Source organism: Streptomyces sp. NBC_01717 (assembly GCF_036248255.1).
Lineage (GTDB): Bacteria > Actinomycetota > Actinomycetes > Streptomycetales > Streptomycetaceae > Streptomyces.
On the sequence record NZ_CP109178.1, the window covers coordinates 4,582,799 to 4,602,215 of the forward strand.

The window sequence follows — 19,417 nt, forward strand, 5'->3', positions numbered from 1 at the left end:
TTTGCACCCAGAGCTGCCGGCCACCGCCTGATCATCTCTCCAACTTTCCTAAGTTCACCCGTGCTACTCGGCACGAGACAACGCGTTGTAGTTCTCCAAGACGTTGTACAAGCCCATGAGTTCTTGTCCGTACTGCTCGGCATCCGGACCTTCACCGTTGTACCGGCCGAGTACGGCCTCGGTGACGTGGACGGAGCTGTTCAGGTTCGGTCGGCCGATACCGAGCAGCTCCCCGTTCCAGAGCAACGTGTAGGCGACCGAGCGGACGTTGTATTCCTGGTCGTCGTGGAGTTTGTTCCAGACGTTCTCCAGATCGTCCTCGTTCTCGTAGTCGAGCCCCGTGCCGTTGATAATGCCTTCGCCGATGCAGTAGTTGCGGGCCTGGATGGCGGTCTTGGCGAAGATCTGGCCCCAGCCGGTGCTGCAGTCGTCCTTCAGACCCGCTTTGACCGCTGCGTCGGCGGCGAAGTCCAAAGGATTGAGTTTGCGCAGTTCCCACATGACCGGGGCCTGGATGAGGGCCTTACGGACGCGCAGGGTTCGGGCCAGCGAAGTGAAGAGCCAATCGGCATCCACCACTGCGTTGAAGGCTTCCGTGGTCGAGATGCCGCCGAGGGTGGCCCAGTCATCGTCAGCCGTCCAGCCCTCCCCGCCGGTCTCGGGAACGCCGATGGATGTCAGATAGTTCTTGACGGCGTTCAGCATGGAGGCGCGATAGGCGTCCTCGTCCAGGTCGACGTCCAGGCCGTCGAACGAGACACCGGCATCGAAATCGGCCTGTCCGGTGTCGCGGCCCGAGGCGATGTTGTTGTCGATCTCGAGTGATCCGCTGTCCGAGCCCACCGTGATGGTGGATATCTGGTCGAAGGACCACTTGGCGGGCAGTGGATAGCCGAGGTTCCCGGAGAAGCCGCTGGACATGTCGGAGACCATGCACACGGTTGCGTACCCGGCGTCGATGACGCGCTGGCAGACGTTGCGCGCACCGTAGATGCCCACGTTGTACTTGGAGTTCTCACTGATGGTCCGCGTGATGGCGCGGAAGTGCGGGATGACGTAGTCGGTGACTTCACCGTCCATCGCGTCGTAGTCGACCGCGAAGTAGATGATGGTGCCCGGCTTGAAGCCGTGGTACCGGGCCCAGTCGAGGGCCTCGAAGGCGTCCCTGGTGCCTTGGTTGGTGTTGAAGTAGTCGGCGGACCGGCTCCACGTCTGGTAGATCGGGTAGCAGCGCAGCCCGGCTTGCTTGATGGTGGCGAGCTCACCGGGCTGGATCTGCTTCTCCTTCAGATCCCCATCGGGGAAGGGGTTGTAGAGATACCGCCCGACGTACTTGTAGCCGGCTGCCTTGAGCGCTGCCGCGCGCTCCGGGGTGATCATGGTGACGCCGTCGCAGGCTTCGCCCTTGCGGGACTGGTCGCCGTAGGAAACGAGCAGGGACGCCCACGTCGGAAAGTCGCCGGCGCCGGTGACAGGGAGCAGGCTGAACGCCTGGAAGGTCTGCACGCCGGACTGCACCGCGGCGGTGAAGTTCCCGAAGGGCACGGTGTTCTTATTCAGGATCATTGCCGCGGTGAAGAGTTGAGCCCACACGCCTGTGGAGTTGTTTGCGACCGATACGGTGTGCGACTTCAGCCCGGACTGCGTTCCAGGACCGAAAACCCCGTTCGCTACGCCGTCCGCCATGCCGAGCTCGTACTGGATGGCGAAGAGCATGGATTTGGCGACGTCTCTGGAGTGGTGTCCGTCGCAGGGGATGATGTAGAAGTCCTTGCGCAGGACGTACCGCCCGTTGAGCCACTGCTGGATTGAACGGATGGTGTCTGAGCCGCCGCTGATGGTGACGTAGGCGTCCATGTTGAACAGACCCTTGGCCGTCTTCGGCCATAGGGCGCTGCCTGGGTACGTGCCGTCCACGCCCATGTTCTGGTGCAGCTCGGCGATGGCGCTCTTGACCCGGTCATTGTAGGTACCGTCGATCTCGCCGCCGTCGTAGCCCTTGCAGTACAGGGCGGACTGGATGATGCGGCAGAAGTTCGCTGACGGGATTGTCGTCTCGTCGAGCTTGCCGTACTTCGAGCCGATCGTGGCCAAAGTCGTCGGGCCGAAAGAATCCGAGAGCGCGGTGATGCCCATCTCGTACTGCAGCGCCCGGGTGAGGGCATACATGACAGGCCAGCCGGTCTGGCCGTTCTCGTCCAGCTTCGATATGCCGAGAGTGGCACCGTTGTTGTAGGTCGTGTTGATGAATCTCTGGGCGAGTTGGACCATTTCGTCGGCCATGTGTCTCCTGCTTCCTTCCCAGTGATCAGAGCCATACCCGCTATTGGGGATGCCCTGTCGAAATCGATTTCCGTAAGCAGGGCTCGGTCCCGATGGGAACTTGGGTTGGCGCGCCTGCAAGTGCGTTTTGGGGTGCCATCGTCAACCGAGAACTTGCTGGTCTGCCATAACCGATTCCTCTCGTGTGAACGTTCAGGGACGAGCCCGCGGCCCGGTCGGGCCCCGGGCGGTAATTGACGTCAGCGCCGCAGTGCCTCGACGGGCTGGCGGCCGCTTGCATGCCAGGACGGGTCAGACCTGCCGGCAGGCCTGTGACGAGTGCGAGGTCGCCCAACTCCGGCACGGGGAACGGAGACCTGCTCCAGCACGCGCTCAAGTTGAGGGCCGCCACCGTAGTGGCCGGGTGTCAGGACGAGGGCGAGGGGCCGGCATCGTCCCTCTGCGACGAGGTGGATCTTGGTGGCGAAGCCTCCCCGGGAGCGCCCCAGGCACTCGCCGAGCTGACCAGCTCCGCCAGCCGGACGGCCAGTCTCCGCAGCACCGGATCGACCCGGTTCGTCCCCCTGTCGGCCCCCTTTTGAGGAGCTGCGGCAGGCGGCGCTTTCCTCGCGCCGGGGGCATGCCGATGGGCCCGCACTGCGGTGGAGTCCACCGACACGTCCCGGTCGATCCGCCTCTCAGCGTCCTCGGCAGCCTGGACACGGGACAGCAGCATCGTCCATGTCCCGTCCGCTGACCAGCGACGATGACGTTTGTAGACCGTCTCCCACGGCCCGAACCGTTCGGGCAGATCCCGCCACTGCACACCCGTCCGCACCCAGTACAGCACCCCGTTGATCACCCTCCGGTGATCACTCCACCGACCCCCACGCGCACCACCACGAGGCAGGAACGACTCCAGTCGATCCCACTCCGCATTCGTCAGATCCCCACGCCCCATAGACCCAGCCTGACCCCAACACCCCACCTACGTCCGGAGATCCGAGAAACAGTGCCTGGTGCTTCAGGCCCTGGATGCACCGGTACTTGACCGTGGCAGCCCGGTCTCTCGCCCCATGGTTCGCGTCGAGAGGGTCACCAGCACGGGGCTCGTGCCACTCTCGTGCCACAACGGGCGGGGAACCAAGGGGAATCGCGGTGCGTACGGGTCCACGCCGCCCAATCCATCCAAGGCGGGGAATCCACAGGTCAGGCCGACGATCGCCCCACCACGCCCCTGAAGCGGATGTCGCAGGTTCGAGTCCTGCCGGGGCCCCAGCGCAAAGGGCCCGGACCGATCACGCTCCGAGGCCTATGGAGAACAGTTCGGTGTCACATGAGCGGCCGGTCCCGCCGACCAGGCAGGGACCGGCCGTCGTCCGCAGGGATGCACTCCCCTGGTCAGTGGGTGAAGGGGCCGCCGAGCGTGGTGTAGGACAGTTTGAGCGAGATCACGGTGTACGACTTCGAGCCGGTGCCGATGGTCCCGGACGTCGAGCCCTTCAGCATGTGGACAAGGCCCGACCGGGTGTTGTCCAGCCAGTCGTTCGTGTCCACCATGAGGTCGGCGCGGCCGTCCCGGGTGTAGTCGGTGAGCTTGAGGTTCCGTCCGAAGTAGTCGTCGTTCTCGACGGCGCCCGCGATACCGGAGGTGTTCTGGTCGTACGCCTTGGCTCCGCTGCCGGACAGACCCCCTGCACGGCCGAGCAGCACCGTGACCATGCCGGCCTGGCGCTTGCCCGCCAAGTCCTCGCCGGGGGCCCCGATGGCGAGGTCCGCGTATCCGTCGCCGTTGACGTCGCCGGCGGCGACGGCGGCGCCGAAGTAGTCCTCGTTCTCCGAAGAGCCGGGAACGCCCGCCGTGTCCTGTGTGAACTTCAGCGGTTTGCGAGCCGTGTTCGGCCCGGCGGAGCCGCCGTACTGGACTGTGACGTAGCCCCGTTCCCCGTCCGGCCGCTCGTAGCCGCGGCCGATGGCGAGGTCGCCGTAGCCGTCCTTGTCGAAGTCGCCGATGGTGGTTATGGGGCCGCCGCCGATCTGGTGGCCGCCGTCGTCGGGCACGCGCATCTCGCCCGTGCGCCGGGTGAAATCGCTGCCTCCGCGGTGGAAGTAGGCCCGCAGGTCCACGTCGTCGTAGCCGTCTTGGAGATCTCGGCCAAGAATGTACAGGTCAGTGGCGGCATCGGCGGTGACCCGGCCTGCCACCAGCTGGGAGGCGTCCAGATAGCCGTAGCCGCCGCCGAGGGACTGCCAGCCGCCGCGTCCGCCGGTGCGGGTGAAGGGGCCCTCGAGCAGGACGACACCAGCCCGGCTGCCGCTGAGAGCGGTGAGGTCCTGGTCACCGTCGCCGTCGAAGTCGCCGGCCACGACGTCCAGCCCGAACCGGTCGCCCTGGCCCGGGTACTCCGGCGCGACGGGCGAGTGGAAGACGGTGCCGGAACCGAGGCCCTTGGCACCGCCCCAGACGACGGTCAGCCCCCCGCGGCCCTGGATGTCGCCGACGTCCTCGCCCGGTGAGGCGACGACCAGGTCGGCGTAGCCGTCGCGGTCGAGGTCGGCGCTGGTGGCGGCGAATCCCCAATCGTCACCCTGCTCCACCGCGCCGGGTATGCCAGGCGAGTCCTGGTGGATGGTCTGGACCCGCGTGCCGGGGCCGGTCGACGTGCCGTAGACGACGGTGACCCTGCCGTCCTTGCCATGCGCCCCGCCGAGCATGACGAAGTCGCGGTAGCCGTCGCCATTGAAGTCGTCGGCCGGCTTGGCGGAAGCCGCGACCGCCGAGGGGGCAGCGAGGAGCGGGCCGCAAACCGCTGCCGCGAGCACCGTGGCAGTGGCGAGGACGGTACGTGTGACGCGCATGGTTCTCCGTTGTCCGATAGCAGGCGGTGGCGCTTGAACTGCGATCTTCGACCTGTACGGATGCCCAATGGTTGTACGGCAGTGACGGGCGTGGTCGCCGTGCGGCGGCGTCAGCCGTCTGCAGTGCCGTCTCTGGGCCGTCCGAGGCCGCTCAGCAGCAGCCGACAATGACCGACGACGACTCAGGCGGACGCGGCGAAGCCCCGGAGCTGCAGGAACGCAGGTCCCCGAGACCCCCTACAAGACCCAGGGCAAGAAGAAGCCCAGTCGAGTCGGCAATTGCGTGGCCGTGGAGTCCTGTCGCCTCCACCATGGCCGTATGGAACGGTTGCAGATCAGCGCGTGGCAGTACGTGGCGGAAGTACTTCCCGCCGAGGAAATCCCGTCGGCCTCAACGGCCTTCGCCTGCTGCGCGAGCGCGCCTGGACCGGCTCCCTCAGTAGCGCTGGACCACGCTGACATCCACGGCTGACATGGGCCTCGGACATCAAGGTCGGCGCACATGGGCACACGCCGGCGAACAGGTGCATCCTGACCAACAGGCCCTGGCGGCTGGGGAGGCCAGGTGATCCGTGTGCACACCTGCCTACGGATCAGATGGCGCCCACTGCCGCAAGAGCAGCCCCGATTGGCCGAGACGAGCGCACTACGTCCCGAGCCCCCGTGCCCCGCTGACCCGTGTCCCGTGTCCCGTGTCCCGTGTCCCGTGTCCCGTGTCCCGTGTCAGCGAACCTTGAGCGTGTGTCATCGACCCTTGGGCAGCACTGCCCCAGGGCTTCCCTCAAGGGCTGACCGTTGTCATGATCCAGCCATGGCTCACAACAGCTCACCCGTCTACCAGGCGCGCTACGGCTGGGACCTCAAGACCGCTGGCGTCGTAGCGCTTTCCGCCGTCTTCACAGCAGTCCTGCTGCTCCCGGGCATGCCGGTGTTCGCGCAGATACTGGGCCTGCCGCTCTTCGGCGGGGGCGGGCTGTTCATGTCGTACGTGGCACTGAGCCGCAAGGTCGCGTTCCGGGTGGACGAGACAGGGGTGCTTCTTGGAGGGAGCCCCGCCCGGTACAAGGCCACCACCAGCCATGTGCCCTGGGATGACATCACAGGTTTCGTGCTCTGGCGCCAGGCCGCGGGCAGCGCTTCCCTGCCCTATGTCGGGGTCACCCGGCGGAAAGGCGCTCCGGCCCTCCCGGGAGATGGCCCAAAGGCCCGTGCTGCCCTCAAGTACCTCGTTCCGGTGCCGGCGGACGTCGCACTGGCCTCACGGGCGGTGACCGGGTGGCGCTTGGACAAGGACCGACTAGTCGCTGCCGTCGCCCACTTTGCGCCCGAGATCCCCGTGCGTGACCTCTCGTAGTCGACGTACACCTTGTGCGCGCACCCTACGCGCGGTCGATCAAAGTTCGTTGGCACGAAGCTCAACGTTGGATGGCACAGCACACCCCGCCAGATCAAGATGCCCACCACTGCTCGATAGGACCATCCGGCAGTCCCTCTGAGAAACCTCACGGCAACCTCTATGGCCATGGTTGACCGATCCCTCCATATCTACGGATCAGGAGTTCCCCATGCCACAACCGCGCCGGATCGGGCGGGGACTCACGGGGAACTGCGGCTGCTGGCGGAGGCCGGAGACAGCAGCCGCCGAAGTCGGTATCCCGCAGATCAGACCCCAACTCGCCCCGCCTCGCTCGTAAAGCGGGTGTCGCAGGTTCGAATCCAGCCGGGGCACCAGCAAGAGGCCCCGGACCGTTCATGGTCCGGGGCCTTTGACATCAGTTCCGCCGCATCGGGTGAGGGTCCTCAGCTCGTGTTCCCCGGAGCGGCGTACAGGCATCGACTCGGGGGCCCCGCCGGTGCTCAGGCGGCCTGGCCAGGCCGACGCGTGGGGTGCTTCTGAACGAGTCCGTGCTCGCCTGCGTAGTCCTGTAGCAGTTGCCGCAGGTGGTGCCGGGCCCGGTGGATGCGGGAGCCGACGGTGCCCGTGGTCACGCCCGTGAAGTCGGCGGTCTCTTGATAGGTGAAGCCCTCGACGTCACAGAGGTAGATGGTCACCCGTTGCTCGGGGGGAAGGGCGCGCAGGGCTGCCCGGACGTGTGGGTTGCCCAGGCGGTCCAGCACCTCGGCCTCGGCCGAGCGCAGTCCCCGCGGCATGTGGGACTCGGCGTGCGCCTGCTGCCAGTCCTCGATCTCGTCGGTGCGGCTGCGTGCCGGCTCGCGCTGTGCCTTGCGGTTGTTGCTGAGGAAGGTGTTGGTCAGGATGCGATCGAGCCAGGCTCTGAGGTTGGTGCCCTGCTGGAACTGGTCGAAGTGCGCGTACGCCTTGGCGTAGGTCTCCTGTACCAGGTCTTCGGCGTCGTCCGGATTACGGGTCATGCGCAACGCGCCTGAATACATGCGATGGCGGAGTTCCAGGGCACATTCGAAGCCGGCCATGCATTGGGCATCGGGCGGCTTGTCTTCGTCGGTGCGCCGTTCTCGGTGCCGGCCGGTGCTGTCGCCTACCGTCGGCATCCCGCTCGGAGTGCTGACAGGGGGAGCGGCGATGGATGTGGGCATCGATGGTTTCCTCCTTCGACTCACTGCAAGTGCGTTGCGGTTCCGCGGGGTGCGGGATGCCGGCCAGCCGGTCCGCGCAAGCTCTCGTCCGCTCCGTCAGCCGGGCTCTGACCCACCGTCTGCCGGCTGCTGAACGACACGCGCTCGGCCGGCCCGACCGAGGCCGTACTGAGCAGGGGCGCCCTGAATCACCCGCGCAGACAAGGGACACGGCGATCAGCACGACAGCCTCCTCTCGGCGGACGGCGGACGGCGGACGGCGGATGGCGGACGGGAAGTGCCCGAAGGCGTACCGCGGTTCCGCGCGCGGTACGCCCTGTCTCAGCTTTGCGGCAGGCCGAACCGATACCGGCCACCCTGGATTTCGAAGACGTAGGGACGCGTCAACTTGTCCCATGCGCCGATCAAGTCGGCGTCCAAGGCGGCGTTCCCCAGCGTGTGCAGGATGTCCCGCACCTCAGGGGAGCGCCTCGGGTTCTCGCCCGCCAGCCAGGCGGTGACGATCTGTTCCTGGGCGCAGGACAGCAGCCGAAGCTCACGCTCGCGGGCTCGGCGGCGCTCACAGCGCAGGACCCACCGCCAGCCCAGAGCGCTCCCGCTGCGCCTGCCCGACCGACCCGGTCGTGTCCCGGTATGACGCCCCAGGCGGACGTTCACGCCGATGGCGAGGACGGTGATCAGACCCAAGGCCGCCATCGTGTACGCGATCTCGTTCGTCGCACTCACTTTGTCTCCTGCCTTGCCGGCGCCGTGCCCGTCTCCGCTACGCGCTCTTGGTACGCAGCTCCTCCAGTGACGCCGCCGTCAACCGGTGTGGTGTCCGACCGGGTTCGACCAGCACGACGTTGCAGGCCGCGGCGTGGGTCATCGCGGCGGTGAAGCTGCCGTCGGCGAACTGTGCCACCGGTCCGCGCGGGGATCGGCCGACCGCGATCGCGTGTGCTTCGACGTCGGCGGCGTGCTGGGCGAGGACCCTGCCGGCCGTGGCGTGGTCGCCGATGCTGGTGAGTACCTGTCCGGTGGCGGTGATGCCGTGTGCTGCGAGGTGGTTGAGGTGGGCGAGGACTGCGGCGCGTGCCTGGTCGCCGTCCTCGGTGTCGACGGCCTGTTCCTCGATGACGGCGATCTCACGGACGTGGACGACCTCCAGAGGGCTGTCGGTGTCGCGGGCGATGGCGGCGGCCGCGTCGACGATCAGGGCCGCGTCCTTGGCGGCGCCGACCGCCACGATGACCGGGCGGTACCCGGGCGCCGGAGTGGCCCCGACGCGCTCGAGGGTCGGGCGCACCGTCTCGCCGTGGGCCTCGTTCTTCTCCGCGGCGCTGACCAGCTTGTGGCCTGAGGCAAGGACGAAGACCGCGAGGATGAAGGCGGCACCGCCGACGTAGAACGGGACGCTGAGGTTGGTGGCGTCGGCGAGCTTGCCGGCGACGAACGGGGCCAGGCCGCCTCCGATGAACCGGACGAAGCCGTAGGACGAGGAGGCGACCGATCGCTCGACCGGTGAGACGAGCATGACGGCCTGGGTGGTGAGGGTGTTGTTGATGCCGATGAACGCGCCGCTGACGATGACCGCGACAATCACGGCGACGGGGGTGTCGACGCCGACGGCGATGACCGTCATGACGATGCCGAGCGCGATCAGGTTTCCGTAGAGCACCGGGGCGGTGCCGAATCGGGCCTGCAGGCGGGGCGCGACGAACACGCTGAAGGCGGCGACCAGCAGGCCCCAGGCGGTGAAGACCAGGCCGAGCTGCTCGGCGTCGAGCTCCATGGGGTACGGCGCGTAGCCGAGCATGGTGAAGAATCCCCAGTTGTACAGCAGCGCCATGATGCCCATGGTGAGCAGGCCGCGGTGCCGCAATGCCTTGAGCGGGGCGGCCAGCGATGTGCGGTGCTCGGGCTTGGGCAGCGCGGGGACGAACGCGATCGTGGCGATCAGGCAGACGGCCATGAGTGCGGCGACGCCGAAGAACGGCCCGCGCCAGCTGATGGTGCCCAGTTCACCGCCGAGCAGTGGACCGACCGCGATGCCGAGACCGAGTGCGGCTTCGTACAGGATGATCGCTCCACCGAAGCCGCCGCTGGCCGAGGCGACGATGACCGCCAGGCTGGTGGCGATGAACAGGGCGTTGCCCACGCCCCAGCCGGCGCGGAAGCCGACGATGCCGTCTATCGAGCCGGAGGCGCCGGCGAGCGCGGAGAACACGACGATCAGCACCAGGCCTATGACCAGCGTGCGCTTGGCGCCGATCCGGCTGGAGATCCACCCCACCACGAGCATCGCGACCGCGGTCACGACCAGGTAGCTGGTGAACAGCAACGACACCTGACTCGGTGTGGCATGCAGGTTCTTCGAGAGCGAGGGCAGGATCGGGTCGACCAGGCCGATGCCCATGAACGAGATGACGCAGGCGAACGCCACGGCCCAAACAGCACGTGGCTGCTTGAACAGGCTCGCCGTTGTCCCATGCGATGCACTCATTGCCTATTTTCCCTTGGAAGAAGGTTGTCTCTCATCGATGCCGGCGGTCACTTGGACGCCTGGGCCTGGACCGATCGGGCGAGCGCGGGGAGGGCGATCAGCACCGCGGACTGCTCCTGCGGATCAAGCCGGTCCATCAGCTCGCGCAGAGCCTCTGCACGCTCGGCATGCCGCTGTCCGACCACGTCGGCTCCGGCGTCGGTCGACTCGACCAGCACGCCTCGCCGATCGTCGGTGCTCGCGATGCGGCGCACCAGCCCGTCGCGTTCCATACGCGTGACCAGCTGTGTCATTCCGGGCTGGGAGACGCCCTCTGCGCGTGCCAGCTCGGTCACCCGCTGGGGTCCCTCGCGGCCGAGGCGGCTCAACACGGACGAGGCCGCCGGGCTCAGACCCCCGGCCGTGCTGACCTGACGCACATACCGCACCAGCTGCTCAAAGGCGACGACGAGCTCTTCACCGGAGCCACCGGACTCCATAACCCTATTATGCATAACTGCATTATGGAAGGGGGTGGGTCGATCGTCAATGTGACCTGGATCTCAACTCTGATGGGTCAGCGGCTGGAGCAGGCAGCAGCTTGAGCAGGCGGCCCATGGGGCACGCGATGGTGAACATCGAGGGCTGCTTGAGTCCGCCCCCCTCCCGAGTGCGGGGGGCGGAGTCGCCGTCCGGCCGCGGCCGGGGTGAGGGTTCGGTTCCGTGGACCGGACGACTCATCCACTCAACCAGCCCGCATTCCCCTGCCTCAAACCCCACGTAGGCCATCCGGCGGTACGGCGGGGTCCGCCGTTGTCCGCGGTCCAGGCCGCCGCCAGGCATGGGCGGTGAGATCAGAAAACGGTGGTGGGCTCGAAGGTGTTGCGGGCACGGCTGGACACCAGCGGCTGTGGGGCCGGTGTAGCCACAGGGTCAGGCCCAGCTGTCGGGCCAACCGTCTCGGACGAGGAACTTGTCCTGGGGGAGTTCCAGTCCACTGAGCGTTTCGGGTGTGGCCCCGACGATCGCCCGCACGTATTCGACGTCGCCGGTGACGAGCGTCTTCTTGTCGCCCACCTCGTCGGTGACGAGGAGGAGGCCGTAGCCGTCGGGTACGGGATCGAGGCCGGCGGCCAGGCAGAAGCGGCGGTAGTTCTCCAGATCGCCGAGGTCGGCCGGGGTGGCAAACGCGATCCCTTGGGGGGTGAGCATGCCGTCATCCTCTCGCCTCGGTGGCTGTGGGCGGGTGGCCGCCGCACTGCGGGCAGTACGGGAGTTCCTGCTGCTCGAAGCCCTGCCTGGTACAGCAGCGGAGTACCGCGACCGCGGCGACCACCCCGTGCAGCAACCGCGCCGGCCAGGGCGGCGGCTCGCGGGGAACAGCGGAGCAACAGGCCGGCGGTGCAGATCCATGACCGCCGGCCGAGCGAGCAGCGGTCTCATCCACAGTCTCATCCGCAGCCGTTCACGGCCGTTCAGCCGTCCTACAGCCACCAGTGGAGCCCGGCTCACGAACGACCGTGAATCACGGCGAACGGGTCCGTGCAGAGCTGGAAAGAGTGTCCGGACCGGCCCAGGCGTCGCGCAGCACCTCCGCCCCCCGGACGCAGCCCAGGGGGCGTCACACGTGTCCCAACCCTCCGTCGGACGCCGGTGGTCGCGCCCGGTCCGGCCTCGGGCCGGGAACTGGCGGCCCTGCCCGGCCCGGAGCCGACCTGCGGGCCGGGCCGGCCCTCCAGCCGGGCCCGGACGGCGGCCGACGCCGTCGGCCGGCCCCCGGTCAGTCCGTGCCCTGCTGCGGTTCTGACTGCCCGGTGCCACTCTCGGTGAGAGCCGTGCGCGCGGCCAGCAGCAGTTCTTCGGAGAGCGGGTTGCCCCGGGTGGCGCGGGCAAGGGCGAGGGCACCGACCATGGTGCAGAGCTGGGCCATGCCGTCGTCGTCGCCGGTGGCCAGCCGAGCGGCGCGGTTGCGTACCCCGTTGATGTAGACGTGGTGGGCGTGGGTGGCCTGGCCGGGCTCGCGCCCCAGGTCAGAGGCGAATCCGGAGACGGGGCAGCCGTCGCCGGGGTGATCGCGGTGCCAGACCGAGAGGTACTGCTCGATCAGTGTCCGGCGGGCGGCCTCGTGCTCCTCGAGCGTCACCGCCGAGTGTTCCGCCTGCTCGGCGAAAGCGTGGGCGATGGCCTCGTCGACCAGGTCCTCCTTGGAGGCGAACTGCTTGTGGAACCCGCCATGGGTGAGCCCGGCGGCCTTCATCAGGTCGGCGACGCTGACCGCTGTGCCTTTCTCGCGGAACATCCGGGAGGCGGTGGCTACGACCCGCTGCCGGTTCTCCTGTGCTTGCGCCTGGGACACGCGGCCCATGGAATCACTCTCCCCAGATAGATGTTGCTTGCAATCTATCCTAGCCCCCGTTTAGATTGCTTATGACATCTATTTGGCGCCGATGAAATCACCCGTCAGATCAAGCAGGGCCTTGCGCTGCCTCCCACCGTCTGAGGCCGACGGCCTCCGCCCCCGACAGCACTGGAGACCCCTGTGGCATCGCCACCCGCCCCCACCGAGTCCTCCACGCCCGCATCGTCCACGCCACCCGTGCCATTTCGTCGCCTTTTATGTGGGCCTCCAGCGCAACCCCCAGCCGGCACGGAGTGCCGCTGGCCGTGACCGGGCAGCAGCTCGCCACCGAGGTCCGGCAGACGCTCGGCGACCGCGTCGACGTGCACCAGGCCGGCGCTTCTGATGGGCCCGCGGTCCCGGCACGTCGCCGCCCGGGGCTGAGGGCCCGCTGCCCGGGAGGCGCGTGGCAGGGCCCCGTATGCCGACCTGCCGCTCGCTCTGCGGAAACCGCGACCCGCGAGCCCGGAGTGGATCTGCGGTGACTTCGCCGGGGCCACGCCTTGCCGACAGCTCCGCTGACGCTCGGATCACACCTCGACTCAGATATTCCATTACTCCGAAGGAGATCGACTGATGGTTAGCAGCAACCTTGTTCTCATCCCCGGTGCCGGCGGCGTGGGCCGTACGGTCTTCGAGCAGTTGCGCGCTCAGGATGTGCCGGTGCGTTTCATGGTCCGTCGCGAGGACGAGCGTGCGGCTGAGCTGCGGGCGCTCGGCGCAGAGGTCGTCATCGGTGACCTGACCCGGCCCGAGACGGTGGCGGCCGCGCTGCAGGGCGTGGCACGGATGTACTTCGCGATGCGTGTGTCGCCGGACCACCTGCTCGCGGCGACCGTGGTGGCCTCCGTTGCGAGGGAGTACGGGAAGCTGGAGGCTCTGGTCGACCTGTCGCAGATGACGGTGTCGCAGATGACCGCCACCAGCACCGAGGAGTCGCACCAGCAGCGGCTGCACTGGCTGGCAAAGCAGGTGTTCGACTGGTCCGGCCTGCCCGTGGTGCACATCCGGCCGACGGCGTTCCTGGACACTCCGCTGTTCACCATGATGGCGGCGCGGTCGATTCAGGAGAACGGCACGATCGCGCTGCCGTTCGGCACCGGACGCACTTCGCCGATCGCCGTGGCCGACGTCGCCCGGGTCCTCGCCACCGTGCTCCGCGACCCGGCTCCGCACATCGGGCAGGTCTACGAGCTGACCGGGCCGCGCTCGGTCGACATGACGGAGCTGGCCGCGGAATTCACTCTGGCGCTGGGACGACCGGTGACCTACGTGGACGTGCCCCCGGAGACGTGGGCGGCCCAGCTCCCGAAGATGGGGATGCCGCCGCACCTCGAACAGCACGTCGCCACCATGGCCCAGCTGCACCGGGACAACCGTTACGACCGCACGGCCGACGGCGTCGAGCGCGTGACGGGCATCCCCCCGCAGTCGATCGAGGCGTTCGTGGCCGCCCGCAGGGACTTCTACCTGGGCTGAGCCGCCCCGGCCAAGGCCGGCCCCGCGACTGCTGCCGCGGGGTCGGCCGGGCCCTCTTGGCCCTGTCGAAGACCTTGACGTGGGAGGAGTCGACCACTCAGCGCGACCGGTCCGGCCTGGATGCGGCGTTCAGCGCGGCAAGCAGGATCTCGTGCAGGTGTTGCCAGACCTCGGCCTCGTTCCACTCACGCAGTCGGCGCCGGCACGTCATGCCCGCACCCAAGCCCAGTTCCTTCGGCAGGTACTCCCACTGGATCCCGGCCGTAGAGCACGTACAAGATCCATGATCTGCCGTTTGCCTGCGCGGGACTTGGGGTCGCCGCTCACCCGGCGGCCCGTATTCAGTGCCGGGGCAGCCCGCCGCACCCGGACCGATTCGGTGTCGAGGTCGTTGTCGGCGCGGCGTCTACAGCACCTTCCCAGCACCGGGCGGGCGGCGTCTGCGCGTGCGGGCCCCTGGCGATCGGCCCCGTGCGGCTCGTGCGCAGCGCCGCCGCGGAGACCGCGCCTGGAGGCGCTCGGCCGCGGCGTGACATAGCGTTTCCCTGACGGGCCGGAGCCGACAGTCGTAGTACGGAACGGCGGATCAGCGGTGGAGCAGCACGAGGGCAAAGCCTCCTGCCAGGCGGATGAGGGATGGTGGTCCGGCCGTCTGCATGAGCTCTGGAGTCTCGCCGACAGGGCGCAGGACGTGACGGACCTGGCGGATTCCCTCTACGACATGCTGCTCCGTATGCCCGGTGTGCTGGCCGTCGTGGGCACCCGCTGGAGCGGTGGGCTGCTGCACTATCTGCGGAGTGTCACCCTGGCGGAGCCGACGCCATCTTTCGTGGAATTCGAACAGGATTTTGGCGAATCCACCGCCGCCGGGGCTCCGTGCGGCGATCCGACTGTCACGGTTCACGATGTGTCGGAGCTCGACGGCGCCATGCCCCATGTCCAGGTTCTGGCGGCAGCGGGCGCGCGGAGCGTGGCGTTGTGTGCCGTGCCACTGGGGCAGGGCGGCTGGGCGTCGTTGATGGTCGGGACCGCAGACAGGGACGCGGTCGATGTGACGCTACGGGCCCGGTTGAAGCAGGTGGCCGAGGTCACCATGGTCTCCGACAGGCGCATCACGGCGCGGCGCGAGGACGAGCTGCGTCACGTGAGTGACGCCTTCCTGGCGGAGGCGTCGTTGCAGATGGATTCGAGCCTTGATGTGGAGAGGACCGTGCGACGGGTGGCTCGGACGGCTGTGCCCGCTGTCGCCGAGGGGTGCGTCCTGCATCTGCGTCGTTCCGGCGGACTGGCTCCCGTGGCCTGCTCACACATGGACGCGGGCGAGCAGCAGTGGCTCGGTGTGGTCGCGGCCGAGGACCTGTGGCTCACGGATGTGTTGCAGCAGGTCGTCAACCGCGGGCAGGCGCTGGTGTTGCATGGTGACGAGCTGGCAGGGGGACCCTTCGGGCCCACCTCGTCCGGGGCGGGGCGTGCTGTGCGTGCGGTCAGTGTGAATCCGCTCAAAGCTCGGGGGCGGGCTCTGGGCACTCTGACGTTCCTCTACCACCGGGTGGACCTCGCGGAGGTGGCCTCTCTGTTCCTTGCCGATCTTGCCGACCGGGCCGCGTTGGCCATCGATACCAGCACCCTCTACGAACAGCGGCGCCAGCACGTGGTCTCCCTCCAGCGGCATCTGCTACCGAGAGAGCTGCCGCGGATTCCGGGTCTCACTCTGAGTTCGGCATACGAAGTGGGCGATGAATCGCTCGATGTGGGCGGTGACTTCTACGACGCCGTCCCGGGGGCGCGGGGCGGTGTGACGCTCCTTGTCGGTGACGTCTGCGGTCGCGGGGCGGAGGCTGCGGCACTCACCGGTCTGGCCCGCCACACCTTGCGCACCCTGCTCGAGAACGGCAGTACGCCCGAGCACGCGCTGGGACGGCTGAACCAGGCTCTGGTCAGGGAGGGCACGTCCCGCTTCGTGACAGCGCTCGTAGCCGTGCTGGTGTCGGAGGGGAAGGGATTTCGCCTGCGTTATTGGAGTGCTGGACATCCGGCGCCTCTGGTGCGGCGTGAGGATGGCGCTGTGGAGGAGCTCGCGGCCCACGGGGATCTGCTGGGTGTGCTGGAAGAAATCGAGTACGGATCCGGGTCGGCGCATGTGGCGCCGGGGGACGCGCTGGTGCTGTTCACCGACGGGGTGACCGAGGCGAGAGCGGCTGACGGGACGTTCTTCGAATCCTGCCTGCAGGACGCGGTGGCGCAGCAGGGGGCCGGTGACGCTCAAGGGTTCGCCGAACGGCTGGCAGCAGCTGTTGTGGAATTCCGGGCGGCGGGTGCGGACGACATCGCCGTGCTCGTCGCACAGGCGGAGATGGTCGCGTGAGCGGGTCGGCCGAGGATCCGAGGATCGATCACGATTTCGTCTGGGTGGTCGAGGATTCGGCGGAGGACGCCGAGGCCATTCAGCGGGCGCTCGGCCGCACTCATCCGGGTCTGACGCTGGAATTCACCGACAGGGGGGCGGGAGTCGCCGAGCGGTTGCTGGAAGCCACCCGACGACCGGGGCTCGTCCTCCTGGATCTGCACATGCCCGGTCTCAGTGGAACCGCGGTGCTCCGATCGATCCGCTCCATGCCTGAACTGAACAGCGTGGCCGTGGTTGTCTTCACGGCCTACACCGCGCCGGACGAGGTCGACGCGACCTACGCGGCGGGGGCCGACAGTTACATCTACAAGCCGGTCAACTTCGAGCTCTTCCGCACCGTCCTGAAGGGCGCTGTGGACTACTGGCAAAGAAGAGCGAAGGGCGGGGACGAGGGCCCTGCCGCTCAGTCGCCGCCTTCGTGACCCAGAGTGAAGTAGAAGCTGGTCCCGCAGCCTGGTTGGCTTTCGAGCCACAGCTCGCCGCCGTGCCGTTCGACGATCCGTTTGACGATCGCGAGACCCACGCCGGTGCCTCCACCGCGCTCGTCCTGCCCGTGCAGTCGGCGGAACAGCTCGAAAACCTCGCCCTGATGGTCGGCCGGAATGCCGATGCCGTTGTCGCGGACCACGACGGTCTGCTGGGGGGTCCCGCCCGCCGGCGTGCGGAGTGTGTCGACCAGGATCTCGACCGTGCGGTCTCCTTGATCGGCGGCGTACTTGGCAGCGTTCACCAAGAGATTGACCAGGACCTCGTAGAGCCGGTGCTCATCGGCGTACACCTCGGGTAGATCTCCTCTGACGACCCGCACGTGGGCCTCGGCCAGACGTTCCCCGGCCACCTCGAGCGCGGAGTCCAGCACCCGGTCCAGTGGGACACGGATGCGGTGCAACCCGCCTCGGCCCAGCCGGGCGAAGTGCAGCAGCGAGTCGAGCAGGTCATCCATCCGGCCGGCCAGTCGCCGCATGGTGAGCATCCGTCGGACAGTCGTCGCGTCGAGGTCCGCTGCGGCGTCCTCGATGACGAAGGTCGCGGCGTTGAAGATGCCCCGCAGTGGTTCCTTGAGGTCGTGGGCTGCTGCATGGGCGAACGAGTCGAGGTCGGAGTTGGTGACGCGTAGCTGTTCGGTGAGCGCTGTCAGTTCGGCCTCGTGCCGGAGTACGAGACCGGTCAGCGTGCGCCAGAGCTCCTGCGCGGTGGCGCGGTCGGTCGGCGTCCAGGGCAGGCTCCGTCCACGTACCACCGCGCGGAAGACGGCACCTGACCCGCGAGGGGTGAGCCGCTCGCCTCGCGGGCCGACCTGGACGGGTTCGGAAGGGTCGGTGGCCCATTGGCGGGCGGTGGGACGGTCTCTGCGGAACCAGGCGAGGAAGTCGCCCGAGCGGCTCAGCGTCACCATCAGGATCCCCGCCGGACCGCTTTCCGTCATGTCGCCGCCGGGTCGGTCCGGTTCCTCGGACAGGCGGTCCGTACTCCAGACCGTGCCCGGTGACAGCCCTGCCGCGCGTGCCTGGAGGATCTCCAGCAGAGCGGGTGCGACACGCATCCCGCTGGAGGTGCTGCGTCCGCCCCGGCAGAGCACCGCAGCATCGGCGTCCAACAGTGCTCTGAGGGCGTCGTCGCCTGCCAGAAGTGAGCCCTCCAGATCGGACGTGACCCGGGAGATGATCTGGTCAAGCCGCTCACGGGACGCGGTGAGCGCCTCCGCCTGCTCTCGTTCCTCGATGACCGCGAGTTGCAGGGAGAAAGCGACACCGAAGAACTCACATACCGCCCGCAGTTCCGGGGGAATGGTGGCGGGGGCGTCGCCATGACAGGCGATCAGCCCCCAGAGCTCGCCCTCCCGGAGGACACTCACCGACATCGACGACTTCACACCGATGTTCCGCAGGTACTCCAGATGAAAGCCGGACACGGTGCGAAGTACGGAATTCGACAGGTCCAGTGGCAGGCCTGAGCCAGGCCGTCCCGGGGGGTGCAAGCCCACACTGACGTCGTCCACGTCAGCGATCACCCGGATCCAGTTGTCGCGGTAGAGCCGCCTCGCCTGGGGCGGGATGTCGCTGGCGGGGAACCAGAGCCCCAACCAGGGTTCGTGGCCGTCGGTGAGTTCCTCCGCGACCACCTCTCCTGGTCCGTCCTCGCCCTCGAAGCGGTAGGCGACCACACGGTCGAAGCCGGTCAGCGCCCGGATCTCACGGGTGGCCGCCTGGCAGCACTCGGCTGCCGTGGTCGCCGACCGAAGCCGTGTCAGGGCTCGCCGAACCCCCTGGTAGTAGCGCGAGAAGTGCGGCAACGCGACGGCTCGCGGCTCGCACTCCATGATCAGAAAGGGCCCTTGCCGGTGTGCGGTCACGTCGAACATCCGAGGGGCGCCTGCCACGTCGATGGAGACAGGGAGAACCAGGCTTGCCGCCTCGTGCTGAGCGCTGACCCCAAGAGCCTCGGCCCAGTCCTCGGGGGACAGCACCCGCGTGATGGGTCTCCCGACCAACTCCTGGGCCGCGATCCCCAGCAAGCGACCGGTGTTCAGGGCTGCGGTGTCCACGGTGCCGGTATCGGCCTCCACCGCGAGCAGGGTGCCGTGGGACTGGATCCTGCCCAGCAGATGAATGGGCTCCTCGACGCATTCGCTGAGGTCGAAGCCCAGGGCCGCCGCGGCCTCGGCCTCCCGCCCTGGGTCCGGAAGGGACATCTCTTCTCCCACGCACCGTGTTCTCGATCCGGTCCGGTCGGCCCGTCCGGCCCGCCGAGATCCTTCCACGTCACCCTGGGCCGAGAGGCCGCTGAGGGCGCGTGTCGTCGCTCCTGGCGGCGTTCCTGCTGAGCCTGCTCCCGGCATCACGGTCTCCTTCGTGCCCCGGATGCCTCCGCATAGCGTTCACTGTTAATCCATTGCAACGAATGAGCAACTATCGTTGCGTTAGCTCCGTGAATCGTTGCAACGAATTCCACGCCTTCACCTGCACTGATGGCGATTATGCGCAACAGGCCT

Annotated in this window: 13 protein-coding genes and 2 pseudogenes; 4 read left to right on the plus strand and 11 right to left on the minus strand. The window is 68.0% G+C overall.

All coding sequences use genetic code 11. The features are described 5' to 3' along the window. Positions 1-63 precede the first annotated feature (63 nt). The 3 genes and pseudogenes from OHB49_RS20735 to OHB49_RS20745 form a co-directional block, all read right to left on the minus strand. Entirely contained in the window at positions 64-2,283 is a 2,220-nt protein-coding gene (locus tag OHB49_RS20735; protein WP_329162078.1) for a glycoside hydrolase domain-containing protein, read from the minus strand. Positions 2,284-2,597: 314 nt separating this feature from the next. Then, positions 2,598-3,223: pseudogene (locus OHB49_RS20740) on the minus strand (IS5 family transposase); the annotation flags it as partial. A gap of 440 nt (positions 3,224-3,663) precedes the next feature. Continuing rightward, complete coding sequence (locus OHB49_RS20745) at positions 3,664-5,121, minus strand: FG-GAP and VCBS repeat-containing protein (protein WP_329162080.1); 1,458 nt, start codon at positions 5,119-5,121, stop codon at positions 3,664-3,666. Between the two features lie 811 nt (positions 5,122-5,932). On the opposite strand from OHB49_RS20745, the gene OHB49_RS20750 reads away from it, so the two are divergent. Next, the gene (locus OHB49_RS20750; RefSeq protein ID WP_329162081.1) at positions 5,933-6,475 is read left to right on the plus strand and encodes a hypothetical protein; all 543 of its coding nucleotides are present in this window, start codon (positions 5,933-5,935) and stop codon (positions 6,473-6,475) included. A gap of 503 nt (positions 6,476-6,978) precedes the next feature. Here the strand turns inward: OHB49_RS20750 and OHB49_RS20755 are convergent. The 6 genes from OHB49_RS20755 to OHB49_RS20780 all read right to left on the minus strand — a co-directional run bounded on the left by OHB49_RS20755 (position 6,979) and on the right by OHB49_RS20780 (position 12,506). Beyond that, complete coding sequence (locus OHB49_RS20755) at positions 6,979-7,677, minus strand: sigma-70 family RNA polymerase sigma factor (protein ID WP_329162083.1); 699 nt, start codon at positions 7,675-7,677, stop codon at positions 6,979-6,981. A gap of 321 nt (positions 7,678-7,998) precedes the next feature. Beyond that, a complete protein-coding gene (locus OHB49_RS20760; protein ID WP_329162084.1) occupies positions 7,999-8,403 on the minus strand; it encodes a hypothetical protein in 405 nt (134 codons plus the stop codon). Positions 8,404-8,440: 37 nt separating this feature from the next. Beyond that, positions 8,441-10,162, minus strand: a complete 1,722-nt coding sequence (locus OHB49_RS20765; protein WP_329162086.1) for an MFS transporter — start codon at positions 10,160-10,162, stop codon at positions 8,441-8,443. A 47-nt stretch (positions 10,163-10,209) separates the two neighbouring features. Beyond that, positions 10,210-10,656: a MarR family winged helix-turn-helix transcriptional regulator gene (locus OHB49_RS20770; RefSeq protein WP_329162087.1), complete on the minus strand. Its 447-nt coding sequence runs from the start codon at positions 10,654-10,656 to the stop codon at positions 10,210-10,212. A 418-nt stretch (positions 10,657-11,074) separates the two neighbouring features. Then, positions 11,075-11,353: a hypothetical protein gene (locus OHB49_RS20775; protein ID WP_030977624.1), complete on the minus strand. Its 279-nt coding sequence runs from the start codon at positions 11,351-11,353 to the stop codon at positions 11,075-11,077. A gap of 568 nt (positions 11,354-11,921) precedes the next feature. After that, positions 11,922-12,506: a TetR/AcrR family transcriptional regulator gene (locus OHB49_RS20780; protein WP_052190015.1), complete on the minus strand. Its 585-nt coding sequence runs from the start codon at positions 12,504-12,506 to the stop codon at positions 11,922-11,924. A gap of 609 nt (positions 12,507-13,115) precedes the next feature. Here OHB49_RS20780 and OHB49_RS20785 point away from each other — a divergent pair. Beyond that, positions 13,116-14,018: an NmrA family NAD(P)-binding protein gene (locus OHB49_RS20785; protein WP_329162090.1), complete on the plus strand. Its 903-nt coding sequence runs from the start codon at positions 13,116-13,118 to the stop codon at positions 14,016-14,018. 211 nt (positions 14,019-14,229) lie between these two features. On the opposite strand, the pseudogene OHB49_RS20790 reads toward OHB49_RS20785, so the two are convergent. Next, positions 14,230-14,394, minus strand: a pseudogene (locus OHB49_RS20790) (hypothetical protein); the annotation flags it as partial. Between the two features lie 216 nt (positions 14,395-14,610). On the opposite strand from OHB49_RS20790, the gene OHB49_RS20795 reads away from it, so the two are divergent. Then, positions 14,611-16,383 carry a PP2C family protein-serine/threonine phosphatase gene (locus OHB49_RS20795; RefSeq protein ID WP_329162092.1) on the plus strand — a complete coding sequence of 591 codons (1,773 nt, stop codon included), beginning with the start codon at positions 14,611-14,613 and terminating at the stop codon, positions 16,381-16,383. After that, entirely contained in the window at positions 16,380-16,847 is a 468-nt protein-coding gene (locus OHB49_RS20800; RefSeq protein WP_030972693.1) for a response regulator, read from the plus strand. Before OHB49_RS20795 ends, OHB49_RS20800 begins: the two co-directional genes overlap by 4 nt. On the opposite strand, the gene OHB49_RS20805 is transcribed toward OHB49_RS20800, so the two are convergent. Further along, positions 16,829-19,117 (minus strand): ATP-binding protein, encoded by a 2,289-nt coding sequence (locus OHB49_RS20805; protein ID WP_329162095.1) that lies wholly within the window; start codon positions 19,115-19,117, stop codon positions 16,829-16,831. The genes OHB49_RS20800 and OHB49_RS20805 overlap by 19 nt on opposite strands. Positions 19,118-19,417: the final 300 nt, after the last annotated feature.